A 26,072-nucleotide genomic window follows, 5' to 3' on the forward strand; every position below is an offset into this window, starting at 1 on the left:
GCAAGTGCGGCGGACGGGCTGTGTCAGCCCTCGGGGTCGTCCAACATCCGCGCCAGGACGCCGCGTTGGAGAGGCAGCACCTCCGCGTGCAGGTCACGCCCCTTTCGGGTGAGCTCGACCCACACCCCGCGCCGGTCCTCGATGCACATGGAGCGTTCCACGAGGCCGTCCTTCTCCAGCCGTCCGATGAGACGCGAGAGAGCGCTCTGGCTGAGATGGACCCGTCCGACCAGGTTCTGCACCCGGCACTGGTCGCCCTCCTCGGGGGCCTCGGACGCGAGCATGTCGAGCACCTCGAAGTCGCTCGCGCCCAGGCCGTGCGGGTGCAGTACGCGATCGATCTCGCACATCGTGCGCGCGTGCACGGACAGGATGTCCCGCCACTGTTCCTCTAGCTGTCGGGCACCGGCCGACTTCACTGCCATACCCGCACGGTACACCGATCCGGCCAGTCATTGAGTACGCAACTAGTGCACGCGCAAGTAGCTGGCTGTCGTGGCACGGGTTCCGGACGGCCGGCCGTCGGTGTGTGTCAGGCGGCCGGATTCTGGGTGAGTCCGACGAAGTTCCCGTCCGCGTCCTTCACGAACGCGATGAGCTTGCCGCCGCCGACGTCCTGGACGTCCTGCACCAGTTCCGCCCCCGCCTCCACCATGGCCGCGAGCCGTGTCCGGATGTCGTCCACGGTCCAGTACGGCACCGGTCCGGTCATGCCCCGGGCGTGCCCGTTCGGGTCGAGGCCGACGTCCTGTCCGGCGGCCTTGTACCCGACGTAGTACGGCTCGTCCGCATACGGCTCGACCCCCAGCAGGGCGCCGAACAGGGCCTTCGCGGCGTCCAGGTCCTTGACGGGGTAGATGATCGTGTTCAGTCCGTCGGTCATGACGAGCTCCTCCGTGAAGAGTGGTCCGACGGATTTCGCCGGTGAATTCAGGCTAGGGCGGGGGAGGCGTGAGGGCTTCTCCAATCCTGATCGGGTGGCGCCGACGGGCCTACGTCGTGGCGCTGCGGATGCCGAGGGCGAGGAGGACCACCGAGGTGGCCCTGGTGGCCCTCTGCTTGAAGCGGGAGTTCCGCGGGACGTGCGAGGCGCCGGATGAGGAAGGTCCAGTCGGCGAGCCAGAGCGCGATCAGCAGCGCCTGAGCGGTCGCCGGCGTGAGGATCTGGCCGCCGAAGGCCTCGCGGGGCGCGATGAACTGGGGGACCAGGGTCAAGTGGATGGCCGCCGCCTTCGGGTTGAGGACGTTGGCGAGCAACGCCTGTGCGTAGACGGAGTCCGAACGCCTCGGCGGGCGTCGGAGGTGCGCGGCGGGGACCGTGCTCGGTGCGGCGGAACGCCATGTCCATATGCCCAGGCCGATGAGGTAGGCGGCACCGATGAACTTGACGACGGTGAAGGCCACGCTGGACTGCATGACCAGGGCCGACAGACCGGCTGTGGCGAGAGTGGCGTGGATGTACAGGCCGGTGACCGTGCCGAGGATGACGGGCAGAGCCTGACGGCGGCCGCTGTCCGTGACGTGTCGGATCAGCAGGGTCAGACTGGCCCCGGGGGCGGCGATCAAGGGGAGGACCGCCACCAGTAACCCGGCGACGGCGTACGGATGGACCACGATGCCTCCGGATCACGCGAGCGGGGGTTCAGAGCACGACGCGGTAGTGGGTGGTCAGGCGCCGGTCGTCGTCCAGGACGTGGAACGCGAGGCCGGGTGGCTGGTCGCGGTCCGCGGGCCGATCGCCCTCCCAGGGCATGCGAAGGGTCCAGGTGACGGCCGGTCCGACGATCAGCGGACGCGCGGCGAACGTCGAGGCGGCCGCGGTGTGGGCGTGACCGGTGAGGACGGCGGCGACCTGCGGGTGCGCTTCGAGCAACTCGGCCAGCTGTCCGGGGTCTTCGAGCATGCCGGAGTCGGGCAGCGGATGATGGAGTTCGACCGGCGGCTGGCGGAAGGCGATCAGTGCCGGAGTGTCCCGCGTCAACGCGGTGAGGGTGGTGTCGATCCAGTCGAGGGTGCGGGCGTCGAGACGTCCCTCGTCGCGGCCGGGGATGGTCGAGTCGCACATCAGGATGGTGGTGCCGGTGATGTGGTGAACCTGATTGACGGGGCCGTCGCCAGGCGCGTCCCCGAGCAGGGCTTTGCGGTGGGCCGGGCGCGCGTCGTGGTTTCCGGGGCAGGTGAGCACAGGGAAGGGGGCGGTCAGGATCTCGGCCGCTTCCTCGTACTCGGCCTCCGCGCCGTGATCGGCGATGTCCCCGGTGACGGGGACGGCGGTGTCGCCGATGACCTTGCCACCGTCCAGGGAGCGACGCGCTGGCTCCAGGAGCAGCGCGACCTGCTGGCCGGCTCCGTTCCGGCCGAGGAACTCGCAGTGGGCATCGCGGTGGACGAAGACCTCCGGCTCGCGATCGTCGACCTTCGTCAGGCGGTCCGAGCCCTGTTCGCCCGGGCGGTCAGCCCCGCTCCCCCCAGCCCGCCGGATGCTGATCGCCTGATGGCCGCCGACCAGGCGATGACCCACCTCAACACGGCCGCCGCGCGGGAGCCGGTCGCCCCTCAGCTCGACTGGCCCGCCGAGGGAGCCCCCGTCGCCCGGCTGCTGTCGGAGGAGAACGATCCGCACGTTCGGCTCGTCGCGGCCCTGGCCCGAGCGGCCGTCGACTTCCTCAGTGGTCCGCACCGGCCACTGCTGCGCTCCTGCACCGCACCCCGCTGTGTGCGCTACTTCGTCAAGAGCCATGGACGGCAGGAGTGGTGCAAGCCGTCATGCGGAAACCGCGCCCGAGCCGCTCGTCACTACAACCGTCAGCGCGCCTCGGCCGATGGCGGTTCGGCCTCGCCCTGACTGATCAAGAAAACGGTAAGAACCGCCCGCCCCACGCCCCCCGCCTACAACCTTCCACCCCGGCGCCCCGTCCAACTCCCGCCCGGTGCAGGTCACTTGCCGGGCTTTCTTCTGCCCAGCTGGGGGATTTTATGAGTTCTGTCTCCGTCGGACGTGTGCTGCGTCGCGGGGCATGTGCCGGAGCCGTGGGGGCGTTGGCGGTCGCCGGTCTCGGCAGTGGGGCGGCGGTCGCCGACGACGTACCGCAGACCGATGCGCTGGCGATCCAGTCGCCGTACGACGTGACGGCGACCGTCGCTCCTGACGGTGAGGTCGCGCAGTACCGACCGCTGGCACTGGGGCTGACGCACAGCAATGCCGCCTTCACCCTGACCGACGGTCGGCTGACCGTCGACGCCTCCGGACTCGCCGGGGTCGCCGAGGTGGCCTGGCCCGACAACTGCACGCCGGACGACGCCGGCACCGTCGCCGTGTGCGACACCGGCGACGTGCCGATCCGCTACAGCGCGCAGGTGCGGTTGAAGGTGCGGGCCGTCGCCGGCGCCGCCATCGGAGCGCAGGGCACGGTCACGTACTCCGCCGAGGCCACCGGCGGCCCCGACGGCACGATCGCCGCCACGCGCAGCGACGACACCACCGTCACCGTCGGCTCCGGCGTCGACCTCGGGATCACCGCTCCGCAGGACGTCAACGGCGTCGCGCCCGGCACCCGCCTCACCGTGCCGTACGCGATCACCAACACCGGCAACGAGACCGCCCACGGCTTCACCCTGGACATGTGGGCGACGTACGGCCTCGACGTCACCACCCGCTACCCGCAGTGCACCTACACGGGACCGGACGTCGACGGCAGTGGCGATACGGCCGTGACCTGCTCCTTCGACACCGAGGTCGCGCCCGGCGCCACCGTCGAGCTGCCGGAGCCGCTGCAACTCGCCGTCACCGAACGCGCGCTGTACGACCGGTTCGACTACGACGTCGAGCCGACCGCCGACGCCACCGACCTCGACAGCTCGGACAACAGTCGCTCCTGGCACGTCAACGCGGACAACACCGCCGACTTCGCCGTCTACGGCACCTCGGCGAGCGGCGCTGCGGGTGACACCGTCACCTCCGGCTTCCGCTTCGTCAACCACGGTCCCGCCTGGGCAGGCGACGTCAGCGCAGGCGACCCGATCACCACGCTCGACTTCTACGCACCGGAGGGCACTGTCGCCACATCCATGCCCAAGACCTGCCATGGGGCCCATACGTCCGGCGACGACCCGACCGTCGCCCACTACGCGTGCACCCTGCCGACCTGGGCCAAGCCCGGCCTGGACGTCAGCTTCCCGTTCCAGCTGCGCATCGACCGGGTCGTCCCCGACGCGACGGGCCACGTCACGACCCTGTCCTACAGCGGAACACCTCTCGCCTTCGACTCGAACACCGACAACAACACGGCCGAGGTGATCGTCAACCCGTCCGCCTGACGGTGACGTTGGGGGGCGAGCCCGCGGCTCGCCCCTTCAACTCCCGGCGCGCACCGCGCTGTTGCTCAACTCACCGCGAGAACCCGCCCGTTCACGTCGACTCCCGCTTCACCAACTCCGTAGGCAGTATCACCGCCGCCGTGTCCTCGCCCCCGATCTGCGCCAGCAGCACCCGCACCATCTCCGCGCTGATCCGGTCGAACGGCTGCCGCATCGTGGTGAGTTCGGGGCTGGACGCCAGCGCGGCGGGGGAGTCGTCGAAACCGCCGACCGCCACGTCCTCCGGCACGCGACGCCCGGCCCGCTCCAGCGTGGTCAGCACACCCCGCGCCATCAGGTCGGAGGCGACGAACACGGCGTCCAGCTCCGGGACTTGGGCGAGCAGTCGCTCGGCGCCGCGCTCGCCGCTGAGCCGGCTGTAGTCGCCGGAGACGATGAGGTCGTCGTCCACCTCGATGCCCGACTCCGCGAGCACCTCCTTGTAGCCGGCGAGGCGCTCGACACCGCCCGGCGTGTCCAGCGGACCCGTGACCGTGCCGATGCGGCGGCGGCCGAGGGAGAGCAGGTGCCGGGTCATGTCACGGGCACCGTCCCGGTCGTCGGCCGCGACATAGCTGATCTTGGAGCCGAGCCCGATCGGCTTGCCGCACGCGACCAGCGGTACGCCCGCCTCGCTCAGCTCCTCCGCCACCGGATTCCCGGAGTGGCTGGAGACCAGCAGCACCCCGTCGACGTGCCCGGAGGTGATGTACCGCGTGATCCGTCGCCGCTCGTCCTCGGTACCGGCCAGCATCAGCAGCAGCGGGATGTCGTGCGCGGCCAGCGCCTGCGTGCAGCCCCGCAGCAGGATGTTGAAGTTGGGGTCCTCGAAGAACTTCTCCTGCGGTTCCGTCAGCAGGAAACCGACCGAGTCCGAGCGCCCCGTGATCAGGGAACGGGCGTGCCGGTTCACGACGTAACCCGTCCTGCGGATGGCCGCGTTGACGGCCTCCTGCGCGGCCGGGCTCACATAGTGCCCGCCGTTGAGGACACGCGACACCGTGCCCCGCGAGACGCCGGCCTCGCGCGCCACGTCATGGATCGTCGGTGGTCTGCGCCGACCCCCCGTATTGGTCATGGTCCAGACTCTACGGGTCTCGGACCCGGAGCCAGAAGCGCCATGCTGGGAGCGTTCACAGCAGAGAAACATCAAGGACACTTGTCAGCGGTCGCAGGCGTGCGGTTATGTTGGGGCGGCGCCCTGGGACGTGCTGTGTGCACGTTCCCAAATGTCGACTACGGGAGAGATCCATGCCGGAGACCACCCCTAAGGGCCTCACCAGGCTCGCCTTCGGTGGGGACTACAACCCCGAGCAGTGGCCGGAGACCGTCTGGCAGGAGGACGTCCGGCTGATGCGCGAGGCCGGCGTCACCATGGTGAGCGTCGGGATCTTCTCCTGGGCGCTGCTGGAACCCGAGCAGGGTGTGTACGACTTCGGCTGGCTCGACCGGATCATCGGCCTGCTGCACGAGAACGGCATCCGCGTCGACCTCGGCACGCCCACGGTCTCGCCGCCCGCCTGGTTCTACCGCGCCCACCCCGAGGCCCTGCCCGTCACCGCCGACGGCACCCGCTACGAGTTCGGCTCACGCGGCGCCATCTGCCACAGCAACGCCGACTACCGTGCCGCCGCCGCGAACATCACCACCCAGCTCGCCGAGCGCTACGGCACGCACCCCGCCCTCGCGCTGTGGCACGTCTTCAACGAGTACGGCGTCCCCGTCTCCGCCTGCTACTGCGACTCCTGCGCCGCCCACTTCCGCCGCTGGCTGACCACGACGTACGAGAACGTCGACGGGGTCAACGAGGCCTGGGGCACGGCCTTTTGGGGGCAGCGCTACGGGGACCTCGGCCAGATCAACCCGCCGCGCCTGACCCCGACCGCCGTCAACCCGGCCCAGGCGCTGGACTACACGCGGTTCGCCGACGCCACGATGCGCGAGAACTTCGTCGCGGAACGGGACATCCTGCACCGTCTCGCCCCCGGCATCCCGGTCACCACCAACTTCATGGCCGCCCTCAGCCAGTGCGAGTCCGTCGACTACTGGGCCTGGGGCCGCGAGGTCGACCTCGTCACCAACGACCACTACCTGATCACCGACGGCCGCCGCACCCACGTCAACCTCGCGATGGCCGCCGACCTCACCCGCTCCGTCGCGGGCGGCGCCCCATGGCTGCTCCTCGAACACTCCACCTCGGGCGTCAACTGGCAGCCCCGCAACCCCGCCAAGGCCCCCGGCCAGATGGCCCGCAACGCCCTCTCGCACGTGGCGCGCGGCTCAGACGGCGCGATGTTCTTCCAGTGGCGCCAATCCCGGCGCGGCGCCGAAAAGTTCCACTCCGCGATGGTCCCGCACGGCGGCACCGAGAACCGTGTCTGGCGCGAGGTCGTCGAACTCGGCGCGTCCGTCGAGGAGTTGGGCCAGATACGCGGCACGCGCACGCAGGCCGACGTGGCCGTCGTATGGGACTGGCACTCGTGGTGGGCGCAGAAACTGGCGTGGCGCCCCAGCGAGGACCACGACGCCCGCGAGCGCGCCGACGCCTTCTACGAGGCCCTCTACGACCGCCACCTCACGGTCGACTTCGCCCACCCGGAAGCCGACTTGTCGGCCTATCCCCTTGTCGTCGTACCGGCGCTGTACCTGATGACGGAGGCGGCCGGACGCAACCTCCAGCGGTACGTCGAGAACGGCGGCACCCTCGTCGTCTCCTACTTCTCCGGCATCGTCGACGAGCACGACGCCGTCCACGAGGGCGCCTACCCCGGCGCGCTGCGGGACGTACTCGGCCTGACCGTCGAGGAGTTCTCGCCGCTCCTGGCCGACCAGCGGGTGCGCATCACCGGACCCGACGGCTCCGAACTCACCGGCGACGTCTGGACCGAGTTCGTCGTCCCGGACGGCGCCGAGACCGTGTGGACGTACGCCGAGGGCCTCACCGCCGACCACCCCGCCGTCACCCGCCACCGCCTCGGCGAGGGCACCGCCTGGTACGTGTCGACCCGCCTCGACGCCCACGGCCTGGACGCCCTGCTCGGCTGGGCGACCGAGGACGCCCGCATCTCGCCGCGCGCCGACCTGCCGTACGACGTCGAAGTCGTGCGCAGGGAAGGGGAGTCCGGCAGTTTCCTCTTCGCGATCAACCACAGCGCCTCGGACGTCAAGGTGCCGCTGGGCACCGACGGCGCGGAGTTGCTGACCGGCGAACCAGCCACGGGCGGCCTCGCGGTCCCCGCCGGAGCCGTCCGGGTCGTACGGCTCGACGGCTGACCCGACTCCCCTCCGCCCGCGCGAGCCGTGAGCCGCGGGTGGAGGGGACCTCCCCTCTGTCAGACGTGCGGTTCTGTTCGGCTACGGCGGTGTGGTTCGGCCATCACCGGCCTCGGGAGGTGAGGTCCCGTCCCATCGGTACGGCCGCACCTCGCGCGTCGCACCACGGCCCAGGGCCGATCGGCCCTCTCCAACAGGACCGTTCGGTCCCGGACAAGGGTCACCGAGTCCGGGACGTGGCGGACCGTGCTGCGGGAGAGTGGGGAGGACGCGGCAAGCGGCGCGCAGAACGGAGGGTCACGACATGCTGAGGACTCCGAGAGGCCAGCGACGGTTGGACATCCTGGAGTGGCTGAGAGATCCGGCCACCCACTTCCCGGACCATCGGTATGTCCCCGAGGCCGGTGTCACCTCGGAGGCCGTGGCGGCCAAGCTGGGCGTGTCCCGCCAGGTCGCCGACACCCACCTCGAACTCCTCGCCGGTATGGGCCTGTTGCGTGTGCGGCGGATCCGGCTGCGCACCTACTACCGGCGCGACGAGGTCCGTATCGCCGAGGTGGCCCGGATGTTCGAGAAGGGCTGGTAGACCTCCCTTTCCGGTGGGCACCGGCGAGCGGGGCCTCAGACCTTGTCCTGCTCGGAGCGCGTCGGCGGTTCCTCCGGCTCGGCGGACACCGGGTCGTCCGGTGCTTCCGGTTCCGTGCGGAACGCCGCGTCGGGATCCCCGAACCGCTCGCACAGCAGGCGGCCCACCAGCGCGCCGCCGTAGAGCACGAAGCCCACGCCGACCAGCCAGGACTCCACGACCAGGACCGTGCCGACCGGGCCGTAGCTGACCGCGTTGGTGACCAGGAGCGGGGTGAACACCAGGTACGAGAACCAGCGCAGGCCGACCAGGCCCGCCATGGTGGCGAGGGCGCCCGGGAGCAGATATCGCCAGGGGACCCCGCGGTTGAGCAGGAAGTGCGGGCCCCACCAGAAGAACAGCAGGCCGGCCGCCATGCTGAGCAGGATGCGGGGCGTGCCCTCCAGGACGTTGCGGGTCTGCACCTGCGCGTACAGATAGCCCATCAGCATGACCAGCCAGATCAGTTGGCGCCAGATGCGGTGCCAGGGCGCCTTGGTCGGGAGCCACACGTGTTCGTAGCCGCTCTGCACACTCGACGCGAAGGACAGCCCGAACAGCGCGAGCAGCGCCACGCTCCACGCACTCGTGGTGCCGATGACCTTGCGGGGCGGAGTGAAGACATCCGTGAGCGCGCGGGCGGACCGGCCGGACAGGTCCATGCCGTCCACCAGCCACAGCGCGAACCCGCCGTGCCCGAGCGGATCGGCCGCGGCCACCACGATCAGCAGGGGCGCCAGGGTGACCAGGGCGAGCGTCGCGAACCCCATCGCCCGGTGCAGCAGCTCCAACTCCCGGCCGCGTCGGTTGAGTTCGGCCAGTCCCAGCCCCTGCCACACCGCGCGCACCCGTCTCACCGCGGACGCCCCGCACGCTGGGTGGCCGACCGTGACATCAGGGCCCCCTTCTCGCCGACCGGCAGCGGGATCCGGGTCACCAGCAATACGCTCGGCAAACGTGGCCGGGCGACGTGACGACCGGGAAGAACAGCAAGCGTACGCGCGCCCGCCCGAACCGTGGAGGCTTTCATGGACCGACCCGATGACCGCCCGGACGCCCTGCTCGCCCGCCGCTACGTCGCGATCGGCGGCCGCGGCCCCGAGGACGTGGTCGCCGACGCCCGCGGCCGGGTGCTGACCGGCGTCGAGGACGGCCGCATCCTCCGCCTCGACGGACTGACCGACCCCGAGACGGTCCGGGTGGAGACCCTCGCCGACACCGGCGGCCGGCCGCTCGGCCTCGAACTCCTCCCGGACAACGGCCTGTTGGTGTGCGACGCGGAACGCGGGCTGCTGCGCGTCGACGTGACGGACGGAACCGTACACGTCCTCGCCGACTCGGCGGCGGGGGAGCCGCTGCGGGGCGCCAGCAACGTGGTCGCGCTGTCGGACGGCAGCGTGTACTTCACCGTCTTCAGCCTCCGCTACCCGATCGAGCGGTGGATCGGCGACATCGTCGAACACACCGGCACCGGACGGCTGTTGCGCCTCGCACCCGGCGCCGACTCTCCCGAGGTCCTCCTGGACGGACTCCAGTTCGCCAACGGGCTCGCCCCGAGCGCCGACGAGTCCTTCCTGGTCGTCGCGGAAACCGGTGCCCGCCGGCTGACCCGCTACTGGCTCACCGGACCGAAGGCGGGCCGCAGCGAGTCCTTCGCCGACGACCTCCCCGGAATGCCCGACAACCTCTGGCGCTCCGGCCCGGACGGGACGATCTGGGTGGCGCTCGCCGGCCCGCGCGTCGCGCCGCTCGAACTCCTCCACCGGGCCTCACCCGCCGTACGGCAGGCCGCGGGCCGTGTCGCCGTGCACATGCCCTTCCGCCCCACCGGCACGATCGGAGCCATGGCATTCGACGACGACGGAGCCGTCGTCCATCACCTCGCCGCGCGCGGCTCGTCGTACCGGATGGCCACCAGCGTGTGCGAGGCCGCCGGGCACCTGGTGCTGGGCAGCGTGTGGGAGCGCGGGATCGCGCTGTGCGAGCCACCTGCCCCGAAGTGACCCCGGCACGCCCCCGGCGTTACCCTGATGCCCGGCCGCGATCAGCCCTCGCGGCGCGGCGGTGGGGCCCGCCGTACCCGAACCGCGGCAGAGGTGCCGCCAACGGTCCCTACTTGTAGAGGCGTGTGCCCTCAGGGCCCCCGACGAGTAGGAGACGTACGGCCATGACAGCTCCCGAGGCCGAGAGCCTGCGTGCCCGGACCGGGGCCCCGCGCCCGTCCGTCTGGCGCGGTCAGGGGCCCGTCGTCGCGGTGGTCGCGCTCGGCGGTGCGATCGGGGCCGTGGCCCGGTACGCGGCCTCGCTGTGGTGGCCCGCGCAGAGCGGCGGGTTTCCCTGGACGACTTTCGGGATCAACGTCGTCGGGTGCGCCGTGATAGGCGTGTTCATGGTGGTCGTCACCGATGTGTGGTCCGCGCACCGGCTGGTGCGGCCGTTCTTCGGCACCGGTGTGCTCGGCGGCTTCACCACCTTCTCGACATACGCCGTCGACATCCAGAAGCTGGTCGATGCGGGCCATCCCCGCACCGCGCTCGCCTATCTCGCCGCGACCCTGCTCGCGGCGCTCGCGGCGGTGTGGCTCGGGGTGACGGCGGCCCGGCGGGTCCTGAAGTGGAGGCAGCGATGACCAGGCTGACCGGCAGCGCCCTGCGCGTGACGATCTTCATCGGCGAGAACGACACCTGGCACCACAAGCCCCTCTACACGGAGATCGTCCACCGCGCGCACGCGGCCGGTCTTGCCGGTGCCAGCGTCTTCCGGGGCATCGAGGGATTCGGCGCCTCCTCCCTGATTCACACCTCACGGCTGCTGTCGCTGAGCGAGGACCTGCCGGTGGCGATCGTGATCGTGGACACCGAGGAGCGCGTACGGGCGTTTCTGCCGGAGCTCGACGAACTCGTCGGCGAGGGACTCGTGATCCTCGACGACTGCGAGGTCATCCGGTATGTCGGCCGCGCTGACGACTCCCGCGAATCGGACCGGAAGGGTAAGAGGTCGTTGTGAACTGGGCGCTGGTCGTCGCGGGAGCCATGGTCGGCGCCCCGCTCCGCTATCTCACCGACCGCGCGGTGCAGACCAGACACGACTCCGTCTTCCCCTGGGGCACCTTCGCGGTGAACGTCACCGGCTGTCTGATTCTCGGTGTGCTGACCGGTGCGGTGTCCGCCGGGGCCGCGGGTTCGCATCTCCAACTCCTCGTCGGGACAGGCCTGTGCGGGGCCCTGACGACATACTCGACCTTCTCGTACGAGACACTGCGGCTGACCGAGACAGGGGCGGGGCTCTACGCTGCCGCCAACGTCGTCGGCAGCGTGACGGCGGGCCTCGGTGCGGCATTTGCCGGGGTGTCGATCGCGGAGGCCCTGTGGACGTAAGGGCTCGGGCGGCTCCCGTGCCCGTGCAGGACCGTTCCCGGCGCTATTGTCTACAGCACTGTCGACCAACTCCCAAGAACTGGATCTCATGAGCGTCATCAGCGTCGGTCAGGCCGCCGTCCTCGGAGTCGTCGAGGGGGTGACCGAGTTCCTGCCGGTCTCCTCGACCGGACATCTGAAGATCGTCGAGGGGCTGATGAAGATCCCCGTCGACGACGATTCCGTCGTCGGGTTCTCGGCCGTCATCCAGGTCGGCGCCATCGCCGCCGTGCTCGTGTACTTCTTCAAGGACATCGTGCGGATCGTGACCGCGTGGGGCCGTGGCCTGCGCAATCGCGAGGAGCGCTACCACCACGACTACAAATTCGCCTGGTGGGTGATCTACGCGACGATCCCGATCGTGCTGGTGGGTCTCGCCGCGAAGCCGCTCATCGACGGGCCGCTCGGCTCGCTGTGGGTGGTCGCCGCCTCGCTGATCGTCGGCAGTGGTGTCATGTGGGTCGCGGACCAGATGGGCCGGCACAAGCGCGGTGAGGACGACACCACGTTCAAGGACGCCATGCTGGTGGGCAGTTCGCAGATCCTGGCGCTGCTCTTCCCCGGTTTCTCGCGCTCCGGCGCCACCATGTCCACCGGTCTCATCCTCGACCTGGACCGCGTCGCCGCTACCCGGCTCTCGTTCTTCCTCGGCATCCCCGCGCTGACCGGCGCCGGCATCTACGAGCTGAAGGACGCCCTGGGGGCGGGCGTGGGCGCCGCCCCGCTCGCCGTCGGCACCATCGTGTCGTTCGTGGTCGCCTACGCCTCCATCGCCTGGCTGCTGAAGTTCGTCGCCAAGCACTCCTTCAACGCGTTCGTGATCTACCGGATCATCATCGGTCTGCTGCTGTTCGGGCTGCTCGGCACAGGTGTGCTCAACAGCTGACGGCGGCCGACAGCGGGCGGACGATCATCACAGCGGGCGTGAAGCCGGATTTTCAGGCTTCACGCCCGCTGAATTTTTCTTTTCCGATCGCTTGACAGCGCTGTCCCGTCACCCGCAGGATCACCTCCGTGAACCTGTCAGACAGCCAGACAGGTGGAGTCGGGCCGCGGCGCGTCAGCGCCATGGAAGCGGTGCTTGTCCACCTCCGCGGCGCCATCGAGCGCGGCGACTACGCCATCGGCGACAAGCTCCCCTCCGAGGCGGAGCTGTGCCGCACCCTGGAGATCAGCCGCCCCGTACTGCGGGAGGCCCTTCGTGCCCTGCAGACCATGGGCCTGACCGTCTCCAAGACCGGCAAGGGCACCTTCGTGGTGGCCAACGCCGTGGAGGACCCCACCTTCGGCGACTACGCGGCCAGCGACCTGCTGGAAGTGCGCCGTCACGTCGAGATCCCGGTCGCCGGGTACGCGGCCCTGCGCCGCACCCCGGAGAACCTGGACCACCTCGCCCACCTCCTGGACCGCATGGAACAGGAGACCGACACCACCGCGTGGGTCGCGATGGACACGCTCTTCCACCTCGCTGTGGCGGAGGCCGCGCAGAACCCGGTGTTCCGCCGGGTCATCGAGGAGATCCGCGACGCGCTGGCCCGCCAGTCCGCGTTCCTCAACGAACTCGGCGGCCGGCGCGAGCAGTCCAACCGCGAGCACCGGGCGATCGTCGAGGCGCTGATCGACGGCAGCGAGCCGGACGCCGTCGAGGCCATGTCCCACCACCTCGACCGGGTCGAGACGACCCTCACCGACATCGTGCGCCCCGCGCGCACGCACACCCCCACGGAAGGCGGACCCGAGGCGTGAGCGAGCAGTCCCTGCACGGCAGCGAGCAGTCCCTGCACAAGGGCGTGCAGAAACGATCCGGCCATGTCGACGCCGGAGACGCCGGCTACAGCAAGTCCCTGAAGTCCCGGCACGTCAACATGATCGCCATCGGCGGCGCGATCGGCACCGGTCTCTTCCTCGGCGCCGGCGGCCGCCTCGCCGACGCCGGCCCCTCGCTGTTCATCGCGTACGCGGTCTGCGGCCTCTTCGCCTTCCTCGTCGTCCGCGCCCTCGGCGAACTCGTCCTGTACCGGCCCTCGTCCGGCGCCTTCGTGTCGTACGCCCGCGAGTTCCTCGGCGAGAAGGGCGCCTACGTAGCGGGCTGGATGTACTTCCTGAACTGGGCCACCACCGGCATCGCCGACATCACCGCCGTGGCGGTCTACACCCACTACTGGAGCATGTTCTCCGACATTCCCCAGTGGGTGATCGCCCTGATCGCCCTCGCCGTGGTCCTCACGGTGAACCTGATCTCGGTGAGGATGTTCGGCGAGCTGGAGTTCTGGTTCGCGATCATCAAGGTCAGCGCACTCGTCGTCTTCATGCTCATCGGCATCTTCCTGCTGGTCACCCAGCACCAGGTCGACGGCACCACCCCCGGCCCGTCCCTGATCACCGACAACGGCGGCATCTTCCCCAACGGCCTGCTGCCCATGCTCCTGATCATCCAGGGCGTCGTCTTCGCCTACGCCTCCGTCGAACTGGTCGGCGTCGCCGCCGGCGAGACCGAGAACCCCGAGAAGATCATGCCGAAGGCGATCAACTCGATCATGTGGCGCGTCGGCCTCTTCTACGTCGGCTCGGTCGTCCTGCTGTCGATGCTGCTGCCGTGGAACAAGTACAGCGCGGGCCAGAGCCCCTTCGTGACCGTGCTGTCGAACATCGGCATCCCGGCCGCCGGCGGCGTCATGAACCTCGTCGTCCTCACCGCGGCCATGTCCTCGCTCAACTCCGGCCTGTACTCCACCGGCCGCATCCTCCGCTCCATGGCGATGTCCGGCTCCGCCCCCAAGTTCACCTCGGTGATGAGCCGCAGCCGGGTCCCCTACGGCGGCATTCTGCTCACCAGCGGCATCTGCGTCCTCGGCGTCGGCCTCAACTTCGTGGTGCCCGCCGACGCGTTCGAGATCGTCCTCAACTTCGCGGCGATCGGCATCCTCTCCACCTGGGGCATGATCATGCTCTGTCACTTCCTCTTCTGGCGGAAGACCGAGAAGGGCGAACTGACGCGCCCCAGCTACCGGTTGCCGGGTTCTCCCTGGACCGAACTCGTGACGCTGGCCTTCCTCGCCTCCGTCCTGGTCCTCATGTACGCCGACGGCGGCGCCGGCCGCACCACCGTGCTGTGCCTGCCGCTGATCGCCGCCGCACTGGTCGCCGGATGGTTCGCCGTCCGCCGCCGCGTGGCCAGCACGTCCTCCACCGCACCCGACGCGTGAGACCCACGCCGTCCTGACCCCGACAGGCAGTGATGTACAGCAGTTCCCTCGCGGACCCACCCCTCATCCGTGAACCCCTCCACGCACCCGTCGCCCACCTCATGCGCGGCGGAATGATCGAGGGCATCCACTACGGCTCCGTCGTCGTCCTCGATGCCGACGGCCAGGTGCAGCTCCAGATCGGCGACATCGAGGCGGCGTTCTATCCGCGCTCGGCGATCAAGCCCGTGCAGGCCGTCGCCATGGTGCGGGCTGGGTTGCCGCTCGACGGTGAGCTGCTCTCGCTCGCCGCCGCCAGCCACTCCGGCGAGGAACGGCACCTCGGCGGGGCGCGGCGGATCCTCGAACTCGCCGGGCTGACCGAGGACGATCTGCGCAACGTCCCGGATCTGCCCTACGACCCGGTCGTGCGGGATGTCTGGATGCGCGAGGGGCGGCCGCCGTCCCGGCTTGCGCAGAACTGTTCCGGGAAGCATGCGGCGATGTTGTATGTGTCGAAGCTCAATGGTTGGTCGCTTGATGACTATCTCGATCCCGCTCATCCGTTGCAGCAGGCGATCGCCGAGATCGTCGAGGATCTCACCGGGCAGCGGATCGCTCGGGTGACGGTCGATGGGTGTGGGGCGCCTCTGTTCTCCATCTCCCTGCATGGACTTGCTCGGGCTGTTTCGCGGATCGTCGCGGCGGCGCCCGGTACGCCCGAGGCGCGGGTCGCCGATGCGATGCGTGAACATACCGAGATGGCGTCCGGTGCCGGGCGGGACGTGGCCGCGTTGATGCGGGCCGTGCCGGGGCTGCTGGCCAAGGACGGGTTCGAGGGTGTTCAGGTCGCAGCGTTGCCGGATGGGCGGGCCGTAGCCGTGAAGATCGCGGATGGGGCGAATCGGGCGCGGGTGCCTGTGGCTGCCGCCGGGCTTGCTCGGGCCGGGGTTTCTCCTTCGGTGCTTGGTGAGTTTGCGGGGGAGGCGTTGCTTGGGGGTGGGGAGCCGGTGGGTTGTGTTCGGCCTGTGCGGGCTTTGGACCCGGTGTTGCCGTTTTCTGCGTGTGCCTAGATCGGTTGTTGGGGCGCTGCGGGTCCGTTGTGGCTGGTCGCGCAGTTCCCCGCGCCCCTGAATCACCTGAACCGTGTTGGAAAGAGGACCCCATGTCTGCCGTCAGCCGTCGCGAACATGATCTGCTCGGGGATCGGGATGTACCCGGTGATGCCTATTGGGGTGTTCACACCCTGCGGGCCACGGAGAACTTCCCCATCACCGGGACGCCGATCTCCGTGTACCCGCACTTGATCAACGCTCTTGCCGCCGTCAAGGAAGCCGCCGCTCTCGCCAATGAGGAGTTGGGGCTGCTCTCGCCGGAGAAGACGGGTGCCATTGTCGCCGCGTGCCGGGAGATCCGGGCCGGGAAGCTGCATGACCAGTTCGTGGTGGACGTGGTGCAGGGCGGGGCCGGTACCTCGACCAACATGAACGCCAACGAGGTTGTGGCGAACCGGGCGTTGGAGTTGCTGGGGCGCGGCAAGGGTGAGTATCAGTACCTGCACCCGAACGAGGACGTCAACCTGGGGCAGTCGACCAATGACGTGTATCCGACCGCCGTCAAGATAGCGACTGTCTTTGCCGTGCATGGATTGATCGCGTCCATGTCTGTACTGCAGGACGCCTTTGCCCGTAAGGCTGTTGAGTTCCGTGACGTGCTCAAGATGGGCCGTACACAGTTGCAGGACGCGGTGCCTATGACGCTCGGTCAAGAGTTCTCGGCATATGCGGTCATGATTGACGAGGATCGTCAACGTCTTGACGAGGCCGTCCAGTTGATCCATGAGATCAACCTGGGTGCCACGGCCATCGGGACCGGGCTCAATGCTCCTGCCGGGTATGCAGAGTCGGCTCGGCGGCATCTGTCGGAGATCACCGGGCTGCCGTTGGTGACGGCGGCGAATCTCGTTGAAGCCACGCAGGACTGTGGGGCGTTCGTGCAGATGTCGGGTGTGCTGAAGCGGGTGGCGGTCAAGCTCTCCAAGAGCTGCAACGATCTGCGGCTGCTGTCCTCGGGGCCGCGTGCGGGGCTCGGGGAGATCAACCTGCCGCCGGTGCAGGCAGGTTCGAGCATCATGCCCGGGAAGGTGAACCCGGTGATCCCCGAGGTCGTCAACCAGGTCGCCTTCGAGGTGATCGGCAACGACGTCACCATCACGATGGCCGCCGAGGCCGGACAGCTCCAGCTCAACGCCTTCGAGCCGATCATCCTGCACTCGCTGTCGGAGTCGATCACGCATCTGAGTGCCGCTTGCGTCACGCTCGCCGAGCGCTGCGTGGACGGCATCACCGCCAACACCGAGGCGCTGCGCGCGAGCGTGGAGAACTCCATCGGCCTGGTCACCGCGCTGAACCCGCACATCGGGTACACGGCCGCCACCGACATCGCCAAGGAGGCCCTCGCCACCGGCCGGGGCGTGGCCGAACTCGTCCTGGAGAAGGGGCTGTTGCCCGCCGAGACGCTTGCCGCCCTGCTGCGGCCCGAGGTCCTGGCCGGCAGCGGCTCCGTAGCTGTCTGATCCACTGACGCGCACCAGGACCCGCCCGGAGGCACAATGGTGATCATGTCCCCATCGATGGCCTTCCAGCCGGTCCTGGAGCGCATCGCCGGTGAGATCGAGCGGACCCCCGGCCGCGGCCGGCCCGCCGACTACATCCCGGCGCTCGCCGCCTGCGACCCGCGCCGCTTCGGCATGGCCGTCGCGGAGCTGGACGGCACGGTGTACGGCGTGGGGGACTGGCGGCAGCCGTTCTCCACGCAGTCCATCACCAAGGTCTTCACGCTCGCCCTCGACCTGTCCCGCGAGGGCGACGAACTGTGGGAGCACGTGGGCCGCGAGCCCTCCGGCAACCCCTTCAACTCCCTTGTCCAGCTGGAGTACGAGAGCGGCATTCCGCGCAACCCGTTCATCAACGCGGGCGCGCTCGTCGTCACCGACCGGCTCCAGACCCGTACAGGCGACGCGGCCGGGGAGCTGTTGGCCTTCCTGCGTGCGGAGAGCGGGAACCCGTCTCTCGACTTCGACAAGGAGGTCGCCGCCTCCGAGTCCGCGCACGGTGACCGCAACGCGGCCCTCGCCCACTTCATGAAGTCCTACGGGAACATCGACAACGAGGTGCCCGTCCTCCTGGACCAGTACTTCCGGCAGTGCTCGATCGAGGCGTCCTGCGCCGATCTCGCCCTCGCGGCCGGCTTCCTGGCCAGGCACGGCAGCCGCGCCGACGGCTCCCGGCTGCTCACCCTCACCCAGGCCAAGCAGGTCAACGCGGTGATGCTGACGTGCGGGACGTACGACGCGGCGGGCGAGTTCGCCTACCGGGTGGGGCTGCCCGGCAAGAGCGGGGTGGGCGGCGGCATCATCGCGATCGTCCCGGGCCGGTGCACGCTCGCCGTGTGGAGCCCGGGACTTGACGAGCGGGGGAACTCGGTGGCCGGGGTCGCGGCCCTCGACCGCTTCACGACACTGACCGGAGTGTCGGTGTTCTGACCGGGCTCAGTTCAGGAACTCGTCCAGCAGCGGCAGGAGCAGGGACGTCCGGCGCATCAGAGCCATGTGCGTGGTGCCGGGCAGAACGGCGAGCCGCGCGCCGGGGATCAGTCGCTGCATCTCGGCCGCGTGCTCGACGCGCACGAAGTCCGTGTCGCCGATGATCAGCAGCGTGGGCGCGGTCAGTGCGCGCAGGTCGTCGGCGGTCCAGGGCAGCGGCGCGTTCGCCGCCGCCGAGGTCTTGGCCAGGAAGTCCTGGAAGTGTTCGGGATGCGGCGCGACGGCCGCGTAGGCCTCGGCCATCTCCTGGAAGTCCGCCTGGCTGGGCAGCAGGGGCGAGTCCTGGTCGGGGAACCGGATCTCGTCGCGGAAACCGCTCTGAACGTAGGGGGAGGAGGCAAGCACGAGCCGTCCGACGAGCTCGGGGTGCCGTACCGCGACCTCCAGTGCGACCAGTCCGCCGAGGCTGAACCCGAAGAAGTCGGCCTGCTCGACGCCGAGTTCGTCGAGCAGCGCCACCACGTCGGAGGCAAGGTCCGGCACCGTCATCGGACGGTCGGTGTCGGCGGTGTGACCGTGGCCCTGGAGTTCGGGCGCGATGACATACCGCTCGGCGGAGAGCGCGGGCAGCACGGTCCCGAAGGTCAGGCCGACGGTGAGGACACCGCCGTGCAGCAGCACCAGCGGGCGTCGGCCCTCATGTTCGGTGCCGTGGATCTCGTAGTACATCTCCAGGCCGTTCACCTTGGCGTGGGCGGAGCTGGTCGGCACGGTCATCACATCCGTTCTGCGAAAGTCGGTCATCAGGGAGACCTGTCGCGGACAGAGAACTCATCGGTACCGAGGGCTGATCACACGGAGGTCACGCGCAGTCCGCCGCACGGAGAGCGGCAGGTCGCTTTCCCGCCATCCGGCGTTGACACGCTTGGCGAGTGTTGGCCATGGCTTTTCCCGTCGATCTCCGCCGCTGCCAGGTACTCGGGCTGGCCGGTACCGCCGTCCTCGCGCTGGGCGGTGAGACGGCCGGGGCGCTGCCGGCCGCGGACCTCTTCTCCCCGGCCTCGGCGCAGGCGGCGCTCGGCCTGGTCGGGGTCTACTTCGGTGTCGTCCTGCTGATAGCGGCCTGGCTGCTGCTGGGCAAGCTGATCCGCAGCGCTGAACCGCCCACCCCGCGCTCCCTGTTCCTGGTCCTCGCCGTGTGGGCGTCCCCGCTGCTGCTCGCGCCGCCGCTGTTCAGCCGGGACGTGTACAGCTATCTCGCGCAGGGCGCCATGGTCGACGCCCACATGGACGTCTACGCCCACGGCCCCGCCACGCTCGGCGGCCCCCTCGCCGACGAGGTCGCCCCGCTGTGGCAGCACACCGGCGCGCCGTACGGCCCGGTGTTCCTCGCCGTGGCGTCGTGGCTGTCCGGACTGACCCGCGGCGAACTCCCCGCCGGGCTCTTCGGGATGCGGCTCGTCGCCCTCCTCGGGGTCGGCCTGATGGCCGCCGCGCTGCCCCGGCTCGCCCGGCACAGCGGCGCCGACCCCGCCGCCGCGCTCTGGCTCGGCGCCCTCAACCCGCTCGTCCTGCTGCACCTGGTCGCGGGCGCCCACAACGACGCGATCATGCTCGGACTCCTCGGCGTCGGCCTGATCGCCGCCCTCGGCCGCTGGCCGGTCCTGGGCGCCGTACTCGTCACACTCGCCGCCCTGGTCAAGGCACCGGCCGCGCTCGGTCTCGCCGCGGTCGTGCTCCTCCAGATCCGCGCGGGCCACCGCCCGGCCAAGGCCGTCACGACGACCGTCGTCGCGTCCGCGGCCACCACGGTCGCCGCCACGGCCTTCGCCGGCACGGGCTACGGCTGGGTAGGCGCCCTCGACACACCCGTCTCGGCGCACAACTGGGCCCTCACCAGCCTCCTCGGCCGCGCCACCGGCGCCCTGCTGGAACACCTCGGCAGCGATCTCGCGCCCTTCGCGATCCCGGCCTGGCACGCCCTCGGCCTCGCGGTCACCGGCGCGGCCATCCTCGCCATATGGTTCCGCCTGCGGCCCAGCCCGGTCTACGCGCTCGGCCTGAGCCTGGCGGTCGTGGCCGCCTTCGGCCCGGCGATCCGCCCCTGGTACGCACTGTGGGGTCTCTTCCTCATCGCCGCCGCCGCGCCCAGCACGTCCGTACGGCACCGGGTGGCCGCCGTGACCGGCGTCCTCGCCCTCGCCGTCCTGCCCAGCGGCGGCCCCGCCGACATCGGACAACTCGTGCTGGCCGTCTCCGGCGGCGTCCTCGCGATCGTCGTCCTCTGGCAGGCCCGCCAGGCGGCGGAGGCCCCGGCCCTGGGACGTACGGCATGAGAACGCCCACCACCGACCGCGGCCGCGTCCTCCTGGTGCTGGCCCTCGCCGCCGTCGTCACCGTCTTCACCGCGACCGTCCCGCTGCTGCGCGACTGGTTCGACCTGCGCGTCTACTACGGCACCGTCCACACCTGGCTCCACCACGGCGGCCGGATCTACGACTACCACGTGCCCGGGACGACCTACGGCTTCACCTACCCGCCGTTCGCCGCCGTCAGCATGGCCCCGATGGGCTGCCTCGGCCTCGGCACCGCGATCACCGCCGCACTCCTCCTCAACCTCACGGCGCTCGGCGTCGTGCTGCGCATCCTGGCCGGGCCCGGGTGGCGGCGCTACGGGTGGTTCGGGTGGGCGCTGGTGGCGTGCGGGCTGGCGCTGTTCGAGCCCTTGCGCGACACGTTCAGCTTCGGGCAGGTGAACCTCATACTGCTGGCCCTCGTCCTCGGCGACGGCTGGCTCCTGTCCACCGGCCGGGGCCGCTGGGCAGGTGTCGGCATCGGCCTCGCGGCAGCCATCAAGCTCACGCCGGCCCTGTTCATCGCCCTGTTGCTGCTGGCCAGACGCTGGAAAGCCGCCGCGGTGGCGACGGCTGTGGCGCTCGCGGCGACCGGGCTCGCGTTCCTCGTGGTCCCGGACGCCTCACGGTTCTACTGGACCCAGGCCATGTGGGACACCACCCGGGTGGGCCGCCTCGACTACGTCTCCAACCAGTCCCTGCAGGGCGTCCTGGCCCGGCTCGGCGAAACGGGCCGTCCGCTGTGGGCGACGGTCGTCGTCCTCGTGCTGGCCGTGTGGGCGGTACGGGCGCGCCGCGCGGTCGTCCTGGGGGACTGGACGGCCGCGTTCGCGCTGACCGGGCTGACCGCGTGTCTGATCAGCCCGATCACCTGGGTGCACCACCTCGTGTGGCTGCTGCCGGCCTTCGCCGTCCTGGTCCGCGCCGGGCACCCGCGGATCGCGGGCGCCCTCTACGCGGTGATGTGCACGAGTGTCGTGTGGCTGTGGTTCGACGACTCCTCGGGCATCGACGGCTTCCTCGGCAGCAACACGTACACGTGGATCACGCTCGGCCTGCTGCTGTGGCTGCCGACAGGTCAGACCGGCGGGAGCCGCCTGATCCTGAGCCGGATCGCAGCCACCACCGCGCCCGCGCCCAGCACGGCCGCGGCCACGATCGCCGCGGTCTCGGCCCAGCCGGGTCCTTCGTCCGGTACGAGCGCGGCAGCCACCGGCACCGTCGAGGGACCCGGTCTCGGCCCGGCCCGCAAGGCGTCCAGCGATCCCACCGGATCGACCCGCCCGGCCGCCGCGAAACCCCAGTCGAGCAGCTCGCGCGCCTCCTCGTACACGGTGAAACCACCGCCGGCCTGAGGATTCATCACCGTCACGACGAGCGACCGCCCGCCCCGACGCGCCGCCGCGACAAGGGTGTTGCCGGCGTGCGTGGTGTAGCCGTTCTTCACACCGATGATCCCCGGATACCGCTCCACACCGTCGTTGCCGGTCAGCAGCCGGTTGGTGTTCTGGATGCCGTACGACGATCCCTCGCCAGGGAACTCGGCCTCGGCGGTGGAGCAGTAGCGGGCGAAGTCCGCGTTGCGCAGTCCGGCACGGCCGAACACCGCGAGGTCGAAGGCGGAGGACACCTGGCCGTCGGTGTCGTAGCCGTCCGGTGAGACGACATGGGTGTCGAGGGCGCCGAGGGCGCGGGCCTTGGCCTGCATCCGGGTGGCCGTGGTTTCCCAGCCGCCGTTGAGGGAGGCGAGGACGTGCACGGCGTCGTTGCCGGAGTTGAGGAAGACCCCGCGCCACAGGTCGGCTACGCGGTACGTGTGCCCCTCCTCTACGCCGACGAGGCTGCTGCCCTCGCCGATGCCGGCCAGGTCCTGTTCGCTGACGCGGTGGCGGATTCCTCCGGGGAGTACGGGGAGGACGGTCAGGGCGAAGAGGGTCTTCAGGGTGCTGGCGGGTGGGAGTTTGCGGTGGGCGTCGTGGGCGGCGAGGACTTCGCCGGTGTGGGCGTCGGCGACCAGCCAGGAGAGGGCGGAGACGTCCGGGACGGCGGGCGCTCCGCGGTGTGGGCGGACCTGGGTGTCGGGGCGGTTCAGGAGTGCGGGTGGGGGTGTTGCTGTGCCGGGGTCCGACCCGGTGTTTGCTGCCGCCGCGACTGGGGTGAACGCGAGGGCGCCCGCGAGGCATAGGGCGCAGGCCGACACAGCGGTCCGGGATGGGAATCCGATTGTCATACCGCAAACGTAGGAACGGAGACGCTGTGGAGGGTGTTGGCCGGGCCGAGGGGGGTTCGTCAACACCCAGATGCGCTAGTGATTCGTCTGCCGGCCGGTGGGGGCTGGGCGCGCAGTTCCTCGCGCCCCTTAAGGGCATGCCCGTCGCCGTCAGTTAGAAGGCAGCGTGGGCTGGATCTGGCGTAGGAACGTTGCGTTGTCCGGGGTGGCTCGCATGCGCTCCAGCAGCGTTTCCGTGCTGCCCTGGCCGTCCCTTGTCTGGAGGGCTCGGCGCAGGCCTCGTACGGCCGTCAACTCGGCCTGGGTGAGGAGGAGTTCCTCTCGGCGGGTGCCGGACGGGGTGATCTCGACGGCCGGGAAGATACGGCGGGAGGCCAGGTCGCGGCTGAGGCGGAGTTCCATGTTGCCGGTGCTCTTGAGTTCCTCGAAGTAGACGTTGTCGGCGAGGGAGCCGGTCTCCACCAGTGCGGTGGCGAGGATCGTGAGGGAACCGCCCTCCTCGGCGAGGCGTGCGGCGCCGAAGAACTTCTTCGGGCCGATCAGCGCGGTCGAGTCGACGCCGCCGCTGAGGGTACGGCCACCGGACGCGGCCGCGTTGTTGTGCGCCCGGCACAGCCGGGTCAGTGAGTCGAGGAGGATCACCACGTCCTCGCCGGCCTCGACGAGGCGCTTGGCCCGCTCGATCACGAGCTCGGCCAGCGCGATGTGCTGCTTGGGGGCCTTGTCGAAGGTGGAGGCGTACACCTCGCCGCGCACGGAGCGTCGCATGTCGGTGACCTCCTCGGGCCGCTCGTCGAGCAGCAGGACCATGAGGTGGGCCTCGGGGTGGTTGCCGGCGACGGCGGCCGCGATCTGCTGGAGCAGGACCGTCTTGCCGGTCTTGGGCGGGGCCACGATCAGCCCGCGCTGGCCCTTGCCGACGGGGGCGATCAGGTCGGTGACACGTCCGGTCAGGCCGGCCGCCGGGTGTTCGAGGTGCAGCCGCTCGCGCGGGTGCAGCGGGGTGAGGTCACGGAAGTGGCGTCGGCCGCGCAGTTCGGCGGGCGTGCGCCCGTTGACGAACGCGACCTCGGTCAGGGCGCGTTGCCCGCCGCGGACGCCTTCCACGAGGTCGCCCTTGCGCAGGCCGTGACGGCGGATCAGCGCGGGGGAGACCTGGAGGTCGGTGGGCGAGGGCTGGCAGTCCAGCGCCCGCAGGTGCCCCTTCCCGTTGCCGTCGATGTCGAGGACACCGGTGGCGGTCTGGATGCGGGGCTGTTCCTGTACTGGGGGTTCGAGTGTGGTGGTCATGATGGGTGGTCCTTTCAAGGACGGGATGCATGTGTCATGCGGAAGGAAGGGGGAGAAGCCGCAGACGGAGGGCGAACGAGCGCTCCTCGGGGCGGCGGGGAACATCACCTCGGGTACGGCAGAAAAACGCCGGTCACGAAGTGGTGTGGAGAAGCCGATGTACCGGTCGGAGATCGACGGGCTGTTCGGCGGGAGAGAAGTGGAGCTGGCACCGGCGCCCACAACGGGGCGTACACAAGTGCTGACCGCACCGTAGCACACCCGGTGCGGTTCTGGGTGTGACGTAGGGCTCAGCGACTCGCCAGGAGGCCGTACAGGAGGGGGATCCGCGGCTCGGGCACTCGCCACCAGCCGGTCTCGGTCCGGACCATCTGCGGCCAGCGCGGCCACGGCAGTTCGTCGCTCTCGCGAAGGCGCCGGATGTTCAGTCCCACTGTCGTCAACGCGTTGATGACTTCGTCTATTCCGTGCATCCACTCGTAGCTGTCGGTCGCCCCGGCTACGGCAGGGCCGTCGGTGTACGTGAACGTCGCGTCCCGGTGCACCGGGCCCCCGCCGCCCAGGTAGTCGTGGCGGAGGAGTAGCTCCGGTCCTTCGCCCCGAGCCGGCTTCGGGCCGAGCGAGTTGAGCAGGGGGTGGAACTCGACGATGTACAACAGGCCGCCGGGGCGCAGGAGTTGGGCGACCACGTCAGCCCAGTGCGGCAGGTCGGGCAGGTAGCACAGGGCGCCCTTGCCGGTGTACAGGACGTCGAACTGCCGTTGCCCCAGGGCCTTTACGGCGTCGTACACGTTCGCCTGTACGTAGTCGACGTCGAGGGCCGCCTTCGCCGCGATGGCGTTCGCGGCCGCGACGGACGCCTCGGAGAAGTCGAGGCCCGTGGCACGCGCCCCGCGGTGCGCGAACGCGAGGGTCTCGGTGCCGAGGTGGCACTGGAGGTGGAGGACATCCCGGCCCGTCAGGTCGCCCAGGTCGTCCCACTCGAAGGACGCGAACCAGCGGTCCGGGTCCGGGTCGCCGTCGAGGCCGTAGAACCGGCTGGCGAGGTGGACGGGGGTGCGGGCGTCCCAGTTCGCCTGGTTGGCGCGCATCAGGCGGGCCTGGTCGTCGGTGGTCATGGGGACATCCTGCCGTGAACCTGTGAGGAGTTTCCGGCTTCCCGCCTCATACCAGCCATACGAACCCCCGATGGCCCTTCGTCGACCCATTTCTTGTTCTCGTCAAAGGCCGTACCTACGCTGCCACCACCGCACCACGGCGGCACGGGACAAGGGACTTGGCAATCATGGGTCGACTGGCCGGGAAAATCGCTTTCATCAGTGGAACGGGGGCTGGAATAGGGCGGGCCGCGGCGCTGATATTCGCGGCGGAGGGTACCGAGGTCTTCGGTTGTGACATTGATGAGGACAGTGCGGCGGGGAACGCCTCCGCGCTGCGGAACGGCCCGTTCGGGACGACGCACGCCGAGGACTGGTGCTTCACCATCAAGAACGAGCTGGACATCGCCTACTTCTGCACCCAGGCCGCCTCGCCGCACCTGATCGCGCGGGGTGGCGGGGCCGTGCTGAATGTCGCCTCCGTGGCCGCCGTACGGGGAGCGCCGTTCATGCCGATGGTGCCCCACGGGGCCGCCAAAGGCGGGGTGTCGGCGATGAGCCTGCACTTGTGCGCGGCCGGCGCCCCGCATCACATCCGGGCCAACACCATCGGCGCCGCCTTCCTCTGTTCCGACGAGGCGGCCTTCGTCAACGGCGCCGACCTCATGGTCGACGGCGGCGACAGCGCGATGGCGGGCTGAG

General features: G+C 70.1%; 26 protein-coding genes and 1 pseudogene. 17 read left to right on the top strand and 10 right to left on the bottom strand.

Translation table 11 applies throughout. The features are described 5' to 3' along the window. Positions 1-23 precede the first annotated feature (23 nt). The 4 genes from ACGFY9_RS16020 to ACGFY9_RS16035 form a co-directional block, all read right to left on the bottom strand. The gene (locus ACGFY9_RS16020) at positions 24-425 is read right to left on the bottom strand and encodes a MarR family winged helix-turn-helix transcriptional regulator (protein ID WP_393754542.1); all 402 of its coding nucleotides are present in this window, start codon (positions 423-425) and stop codon (positions 24-26) included. Between the two features lie 107 nt (positions 426-532). Next, positions 533-883 (bottom strand): VOC family protein, encoded by a 351-nt coding sequence (locus ACGFY9_RS16025; protein ID WP_366495048.1) that lies wholly within the window; start codon positions 881-883, stop codon positions 533-535. A gap of 47 nt (positions 884-930) precedes the next feature. Further along, entirely contained in the window at positions 931-1,614 is a 684-nt protein-coding gene (locus ACGFY9_RS16030) for a LysE family translocator (protein ID WP_393754544.1), read from the bottom strand. A gap of 28 nt (positions 1,615-1,642) precedes the next feature. Continuing rightward, on the bottom strand, positions 1,643-2,329 hold the full coding sequence (locus tag ACGFY9_RS16035; protein ID WP_393755247.1) for a metallophosphoesterase: 687 nt from the start codon (positions 2,327-2,329) through the stop codon (positions 1,643-1,645). Between ACGFY9_RS16035 and ACGFY9_RS16040 the strand changes: the two genes are divergently transcribed. Together ACGFY9_RS16040 and ACGFY9_RS16045 are read left to right on the top strand one after the other, a co-directional pair. Beyond that, positions 2,240-2,845, top strand: coding sequence for a CGNR zinc finger domain-containing protein (locus ACGFY9_RS16040; protein ID WP_393755249.1), 606 nt, complete (start codon positions 2,240-2,242; stop codon positions 2,843-2,845). The genes ACGFY9_RS16035 and ACGFY9_RS16040 overlap by 90 nt on opposite strands. A gap of 131 nt (positions 2,846-2,976) precedes the next feature. Continuing rightward, the gene (locus tag ACGFY9_RS16045) at positions 2,977-4,317 is read left to right on the top strand and encodes a hypothetical protein (protein ID WP_393754546.1); all 1,341 of its coding nucleotides are present in this window, start codon (positions 2,977-2,979) and stop codon (positions 4,315-4,317) included. 91 nt (positions 4,318-4,408) lie between these two features. Here ACGFY9_RS16045 and ACGFY9_RS16050 read toward each other — a convergent pair whose 3' ends face one another. Further along, on the bottom strand, positions 4,409-5,434 hold the full coding sequence (locus ACGFY9_RS16050; protein WP_393754548.1) for a LacI family DNA-binding transcriptional regulator: 1,026 nt from the start codon (positions 5,432-5,434) through the stop codon (positions 4,409-4,411). Between the two features lie 173 nt (positions 5,435-5,607). On the opposite strand from ACGFY9_RS16050, the gene ACGFY9_RS16055 reads away from it, so the two are divergent. Further along, the gene (locus ACGFY9_RS16055) at positions 5,608-7,629 is read left to right on the top strand and encodes a beta-galactosidase (protein ID WP_393754550.1); all 2,022 of its coding nucleotides are present in this window, start codon (positions 5,608-5,610) and stop codon (positions 7,627-7,629) included. A gap of 304 nt (positions 7,630-7,933) precedes the next feature. After that, positions 7,934-8,215, top strand: coding sequence for an ArsR family transcriptional regulator (locus tag ACGFY9_RS16060; RefSeq protein WP_393754552.1), 282 nt, complete (start codon positions 7,934-7,936; stop codon positions 8,213-8,215). A 35-nt stretch (positions 8,216-8,250) separates the two neighbouring features. Here the strand turns inward: ACGFY9_RS16060 and ACGFY9_RS16065 are convergent, their stop codons facing one another. Further along, positions 8,251-9,111, bottom strand: coding sequence for a ribonuclease BN (locus tag ACGFY9_RS16065; RefSeq protein WP_393754553.1), 861 nt, complete (start codon positions 9,109-9,111; stop codon positions 8,251-8,253). A gap of 171 nt (positions 9,112-9,282) precedes the next feature. On the opposite strand from ACGFY9_RS16065, the gene ACGFY9_RS16070 reads away from it, so the two are divergent. From ACGFY9_RS16070 to ACGFY9_RS16115, 10 genes are all read left to right on the top strand, one after another. Further along, on the top strand, positions 9,283-10,257 hold the full coding sequence (locus ACGFY9_RS16070) for an SMP-30/gluconolactonase/LRE family protein (protein WP_393754555.1): 975 nt from the start codon (positions 9,283-9,285) through the stop codon (positions 10,255-10,257). 164 nt (positions 10,258-10,421) lie between these two features. Continuing rightward, on the top strand, positions 10,422-10,883 hold the full coding sequence (gene crcB, locus ACGFY9_RS16075) for a fluoride efflux transporter CrcB (RefSeq protein WP_393754556.1): 462 nt from the start codon (positions 10,422-10,424) through the stop codon (positions 10,881-10,883). Continuing rightward, positions 10,880-11,260 carry a DUF190 domain-containing protein gene (locus ACGFY9_RS16080; protein ID WP_393754557.1) on the top strand — a complete coding sequence of 127 codons (381 nt, stop codon included), beginning with the start codon at positions 10,880-10,882 and terminating at the stop codon, positions 11,258-11,260. Before crcB (ACGFY9_RS16075) ends, ACGFY9_RS16080 begins: the two co-directional genes overlap by 4 nt. Continuing rightward, positions 11,257-11,631, top strand: a complete 375-nt coding sequence (crcB, locus tag ACGFY9_RS16085) for a fluoride efflux transporter CrcB (RefSeq protein WP_393754559.1) — start codon at positions 11,257-11,259, stop codon at positions 11,629-11,631. Before ACGFY9_RS16080 ends, crcB (ACGFY9_RS16085) begins: the two co-directional genes overlap by 4 nt. An 88-nt stretch (positions 11,632-11,719) precedes the next feature. Further along, a complete protein-coding gene (locus ACGFY9_RS16090; RefSeq protein WP_393754560.1) occupies positions 11,720-12,556 on the top strand; it encodes an undecaprenyl-diphosphate phosphatase in 837 nt (278 codons plus the stop codon). Between the two features lie 182 nt (positions 12,557-12,738). Further along, positions 12,739-13,416, top strand: a complete 678-nt coding sequence (locus ACGFY9_RS16095) for a FadR/GntR family transcriptional regulator (RefSeq protein WP_393754561.1) — start codon at positions 12,739-12,741, stop codon at positions 13,414-13,416. Further along, entirely contained in the window at positions 13,413-14,876 is a 1,464-nt protein-coding gene (locus tag ACGFY9_RS16100; RefSeq protein WP_393754563.1) for an amino acid permease, read from the top strand. The genes ACGFY9_RS16095 and ACGFY9_RS16100 overlap by 4 nt, the downstream gene beginning before the upstream one ends. Positions 14,877-14,908: 32 nt before the next feature. After that, a complete protein-coding gene (locus ACGFY9_RS16105) occupies positions 14,909-15,928 on the top strand; it encodes an asparaginase (protein ID WP_393754564.1) in 1,020 nt (339 codons plus the stop codon). A 92-nt stretch (positions 15,929-16,020) separates the two neighbouring features. Then, positions 16,021-17,430, top strand: a complete 1,410-nt coding sequence (gene aspA, locus ACGFY9_RS16110; RefSeq protein ID WP_393755250.1) for an aspartate ammonia-lyase — start codon at positions 16,021-16,023, stop codon at positions 17,428-17,430. A gap of 36 nt (positions 17,431-17,466) precedes the next feature. Then, complete coding sequence (locus tag ACGFY9_RS16115) at positions 17,467-18,399, top strand: glutaminase (RefSeq protein ID WP_393754566.1); 933 nt, start codon at positions 17,467-17,469, stop codon at positions 18,397-18,399. A 6-nt stretch (positions 18,400-18,405) separates the two neighbouring features. Here ACGFY9_RS16115 and ACGFY9_RS16120 read toward each other — a convergent pair whose 3' ends face one another. Next, positions 18,406-19,203 (bottom strand): alpha/beta fold hydrolase, encoded by a 798-nt coding sequence (locus tag ACGFY9_RS16120; protein ID WP_393754567.1) that lies wholly within the window; start codon positions 19,201-19,203, stop codon positions 18,406-18,408. 137 nt (positions 19,204-19,340) lie between these two features. On the opposite strand from ACGFY9_RS16120, the gene mptB reads away from it, so the two are divergent. Continuing rightward, complete coding sequence (gene mptB, locus ACGFY9_RS16125) at positions 19,341-20,735, top strand: polyprenol phosphomannose-dependent alpha 1,6 mannosyltransferase MptB (protein WP_393754568.1); 1,395 nt, start codon at positions 19,341-19,343, stop codon at positions 20,733-20,735. Beyond that, on the top strand, positions 20,732-22,108 hold the full coding sequence (locus ACGFY9_RS16130; protein WP_393754570.1) for a glycosyltransferase 87 family protein: 1,377 nt from the start codon (positions 20,732-20,734) through the stop codon (positions 22,106-22,108). The genes mptB and ACGFY9_RS16130 overlap by 4 nt, the downstream gene beginning before the upstream one ends. 59 nt (positions 22,109-22,167) lie before the next feature. Here the strand turns inward: ACGFY9_RS16130 and ACGFY9_RS16135 are convergent. The 3 genes and pseudogenes from ACGFY9_RS16135 to ACGFY9_RS16145 form a co-directional block, all read right to left on the bottom strand. After that, positions 22,168-22,983 (bottom strand): annotated as a pseudogene (locus ACGFY9_RS16135) (D-alanyl-D-alanine carboxypeptidase family protein); the annotation flags it as partial. Positions 22,984-23,133: 150 nt separating this feature from the next. Beyond that, the gene (rho, locus tag ACGFY9_RS16140) at positions 23,134-24,273 is read right to left on the bottom strand and encodes a transcription termination factor Rho (protein WP_393754571.1); all 1,140 of its coding nucleotides are present in this window, start codon (positions 24,271-24,273) and stop codon (positions 23,134-23,136) included. Between the two features lie 290 nt (positions 24,274-24,563). After that, positions 24,564-25,391 carry a class I SAM-dependent methyltransferase gene (locus ACGFY9_RS16145; protein ID WP_393754573.1) on the bottom strand — a complete coding sequence of 276 codons (828 nt, stop codon included), beginning with the start codon at positions 25,389-25,391 and terminating at the stop codon, positions 24,564-24,566. Positions 25,392-25,558: 167 nt separating this feature from the next. On the opposite strand from ACGFY9_RS16145, the gene ACGFY9_RS16150 reads away from it, so the two are divergent. Beyond that, positions 25,559-26,071: an SDR family NAD(P)-dependent oxidoreductase gene (locus tag ACGFY9_RS16150; protein ID WP_393754575.1), complete on the top strand. Its 513-nt coding sequence runs from the start codon at positions 25,559-25,561 to the stop codon at positions 26,069-26,071. Position 26,072: the final 1 nt, after the last annotated feature.

This window comes from Streptomyces sp. NPDC048504 (assembly GCF_043200035.1).
Lineage (GTDB): Bacteria > Actinomycetota > Actinomycetes > Streptomycetales > Streptomycetaceae > Streptomyces.

What these genes read in the sequence shown, in the direction of transcription:
- mptB (WP_393754568.1), top strand. Translation starts at nt 19,341, where the DNA reads ATGGCTTTTCCCGTCGATCTCCGCCGCTGCCAGGTACTCGGGCTGGCC.
- ACGFY9_RS16080 (WP_393754557.1), top strand. Translation starts at nt 10,880, where the DNA reads ATGACCAGGCTGACCGGCAGCGCCCTGCGCGTGACGATCTTCATCGGC.
- crcB (WP_393754556.1), top strand. Translation starts at nt 10,422, where the DNA reads ATGACAGCTCCCGAGGCCGAGAGCCTGCGTGCCCGGACCGGGGCCCCG.
- ACGFY9_RS16090 (WP_393754560.1), top strand. Translation starts at nt 11,720, where the DNA reads ATGAGCGTCATCAGCGTCGGTCAGGCCGCCGTCCTCGGAGTCGTCGAG.
- ACGFY9_RS16145 (WP_393754573.1), bottom strand. Translation starts at nt 25,391, where the DNA reads ATGACCACCGACGACCAGGCCCGCCTGATGCGCGCCAACCAGGCGAAC.
- ACGFY9_RS16020 (WP_393754542.1), bottom strand. Translation starts at nt 425, where the DNA reads ATGGCAGTGAAGTCGGCCGGTGCCCGACAGCTAGAGGAACAGTGGCGG.
- ACGFY9_RS16105 (WP_393754564.1), top strand. Translation starts at nt 14,909, where the DNA reads ATGTACAGCAGTTCCCTCGCGGACCCACCCCTCATCCGTGAACCCCTC.
- ACGFY9_RS16095 (WP_393754561.1), top strand. Translation starts at nt 12,739, where the DNA reads ATGGAAGCGGTGCTTGTCCACCTCCGCGGCGCCATCGAGCGCGGCGAC.
- ACGFY9_RS16055 (WP_393754550.1), top strand. Translation starts at nt 5,608, where the DNA reads ATGCCGGAGACCACCCCTAAGGGCCTCACCAGGCTCGCCTTCGGTGGG.
- ACGFY9_RS16070 (WP_393754555.1), top strand. Translation starts at nt 9,283, where the DNA reads ATGGACCGACCCGATGACCGCCCGGACGCCCTGCTCGCCCGCCGCTAC.
- ACGFY9_RS16150 (WP_393754575.1), top strand. Translation starts at nt 25,559, where the DNA reads ATGGGTCGACTGGCCGGGAAAATCGCTTTCATCAGTGGAACGGGGGCT.
- ACGFY9_RS16130 (WP_393754570.1), top strand. Translation starts at nt 20,732, where the DNA reads ATGAGAACGCCCACCACCGACCGCGGCCGCGTCCTCCTGGTGCTGGCC.
- ACGFY9_RS16060 (WP_393754552.1), top strand. Translation starts at nt 7,934, where the DNA reads ATGCTGAGGACTCCGAGAGGCCAGCGACGGTTGGACATCCTGGAGTGG.
- ACGFY9_RS16045 (WP_393754546.1), top strand. Translation starts at nt 2,977, where the DNA reads ATGAGTTCTGTCTCCGTCGGACGTGTGCTGCGTCGCGGGGCATGTGCC.
- aspA (WP_393755250.1), top strand. Translation starts at nt 16,021, where the DNA reads ATGTCTGCCGTCAGCCGTCGCGAACATGATCTGCTCGGGGATCGGGAT.
- rho (WP_393754571.1), bottom strand. Translation starts at nt 24,273, where the DNA reads ATGACCACCACACTCGAACCCCCAGTACAGGAACAGCCCCGCATCCAG.
- ACGFY9_RS16050 (WP_393754548.1), bottom strand. Translation starts at nt 5,434, where the DNA reads ATGACCAATACGGGGGGTCGGCGCAGACCACCGACGATCCATGACGTG.
- ACGFY9_RS16025 (WP_366495048.1), bottom strand. Translation starts at nt 883, where the DNA reads ATGACCGACGGACTGAACACGATCATCTACCCCGTCAAGGACCTGGAC.
- ACGFY9_RS16115 (WP_393754566.1), top strand. Translation starts at nt 17,467, where the DNA reads ATGGTGATCATGTCCCCATCGATGGCCTTCCAGCCGGTCCTGGAGCGC.
- ACGFY9_RS16120 (WP_393754567.1), bottom strand. Translation starts at nt 19,203, where the DNA reads ATGACCGACTTTCGCAGAACGGATGTGATGACCGTGCCGACCAGCTCC.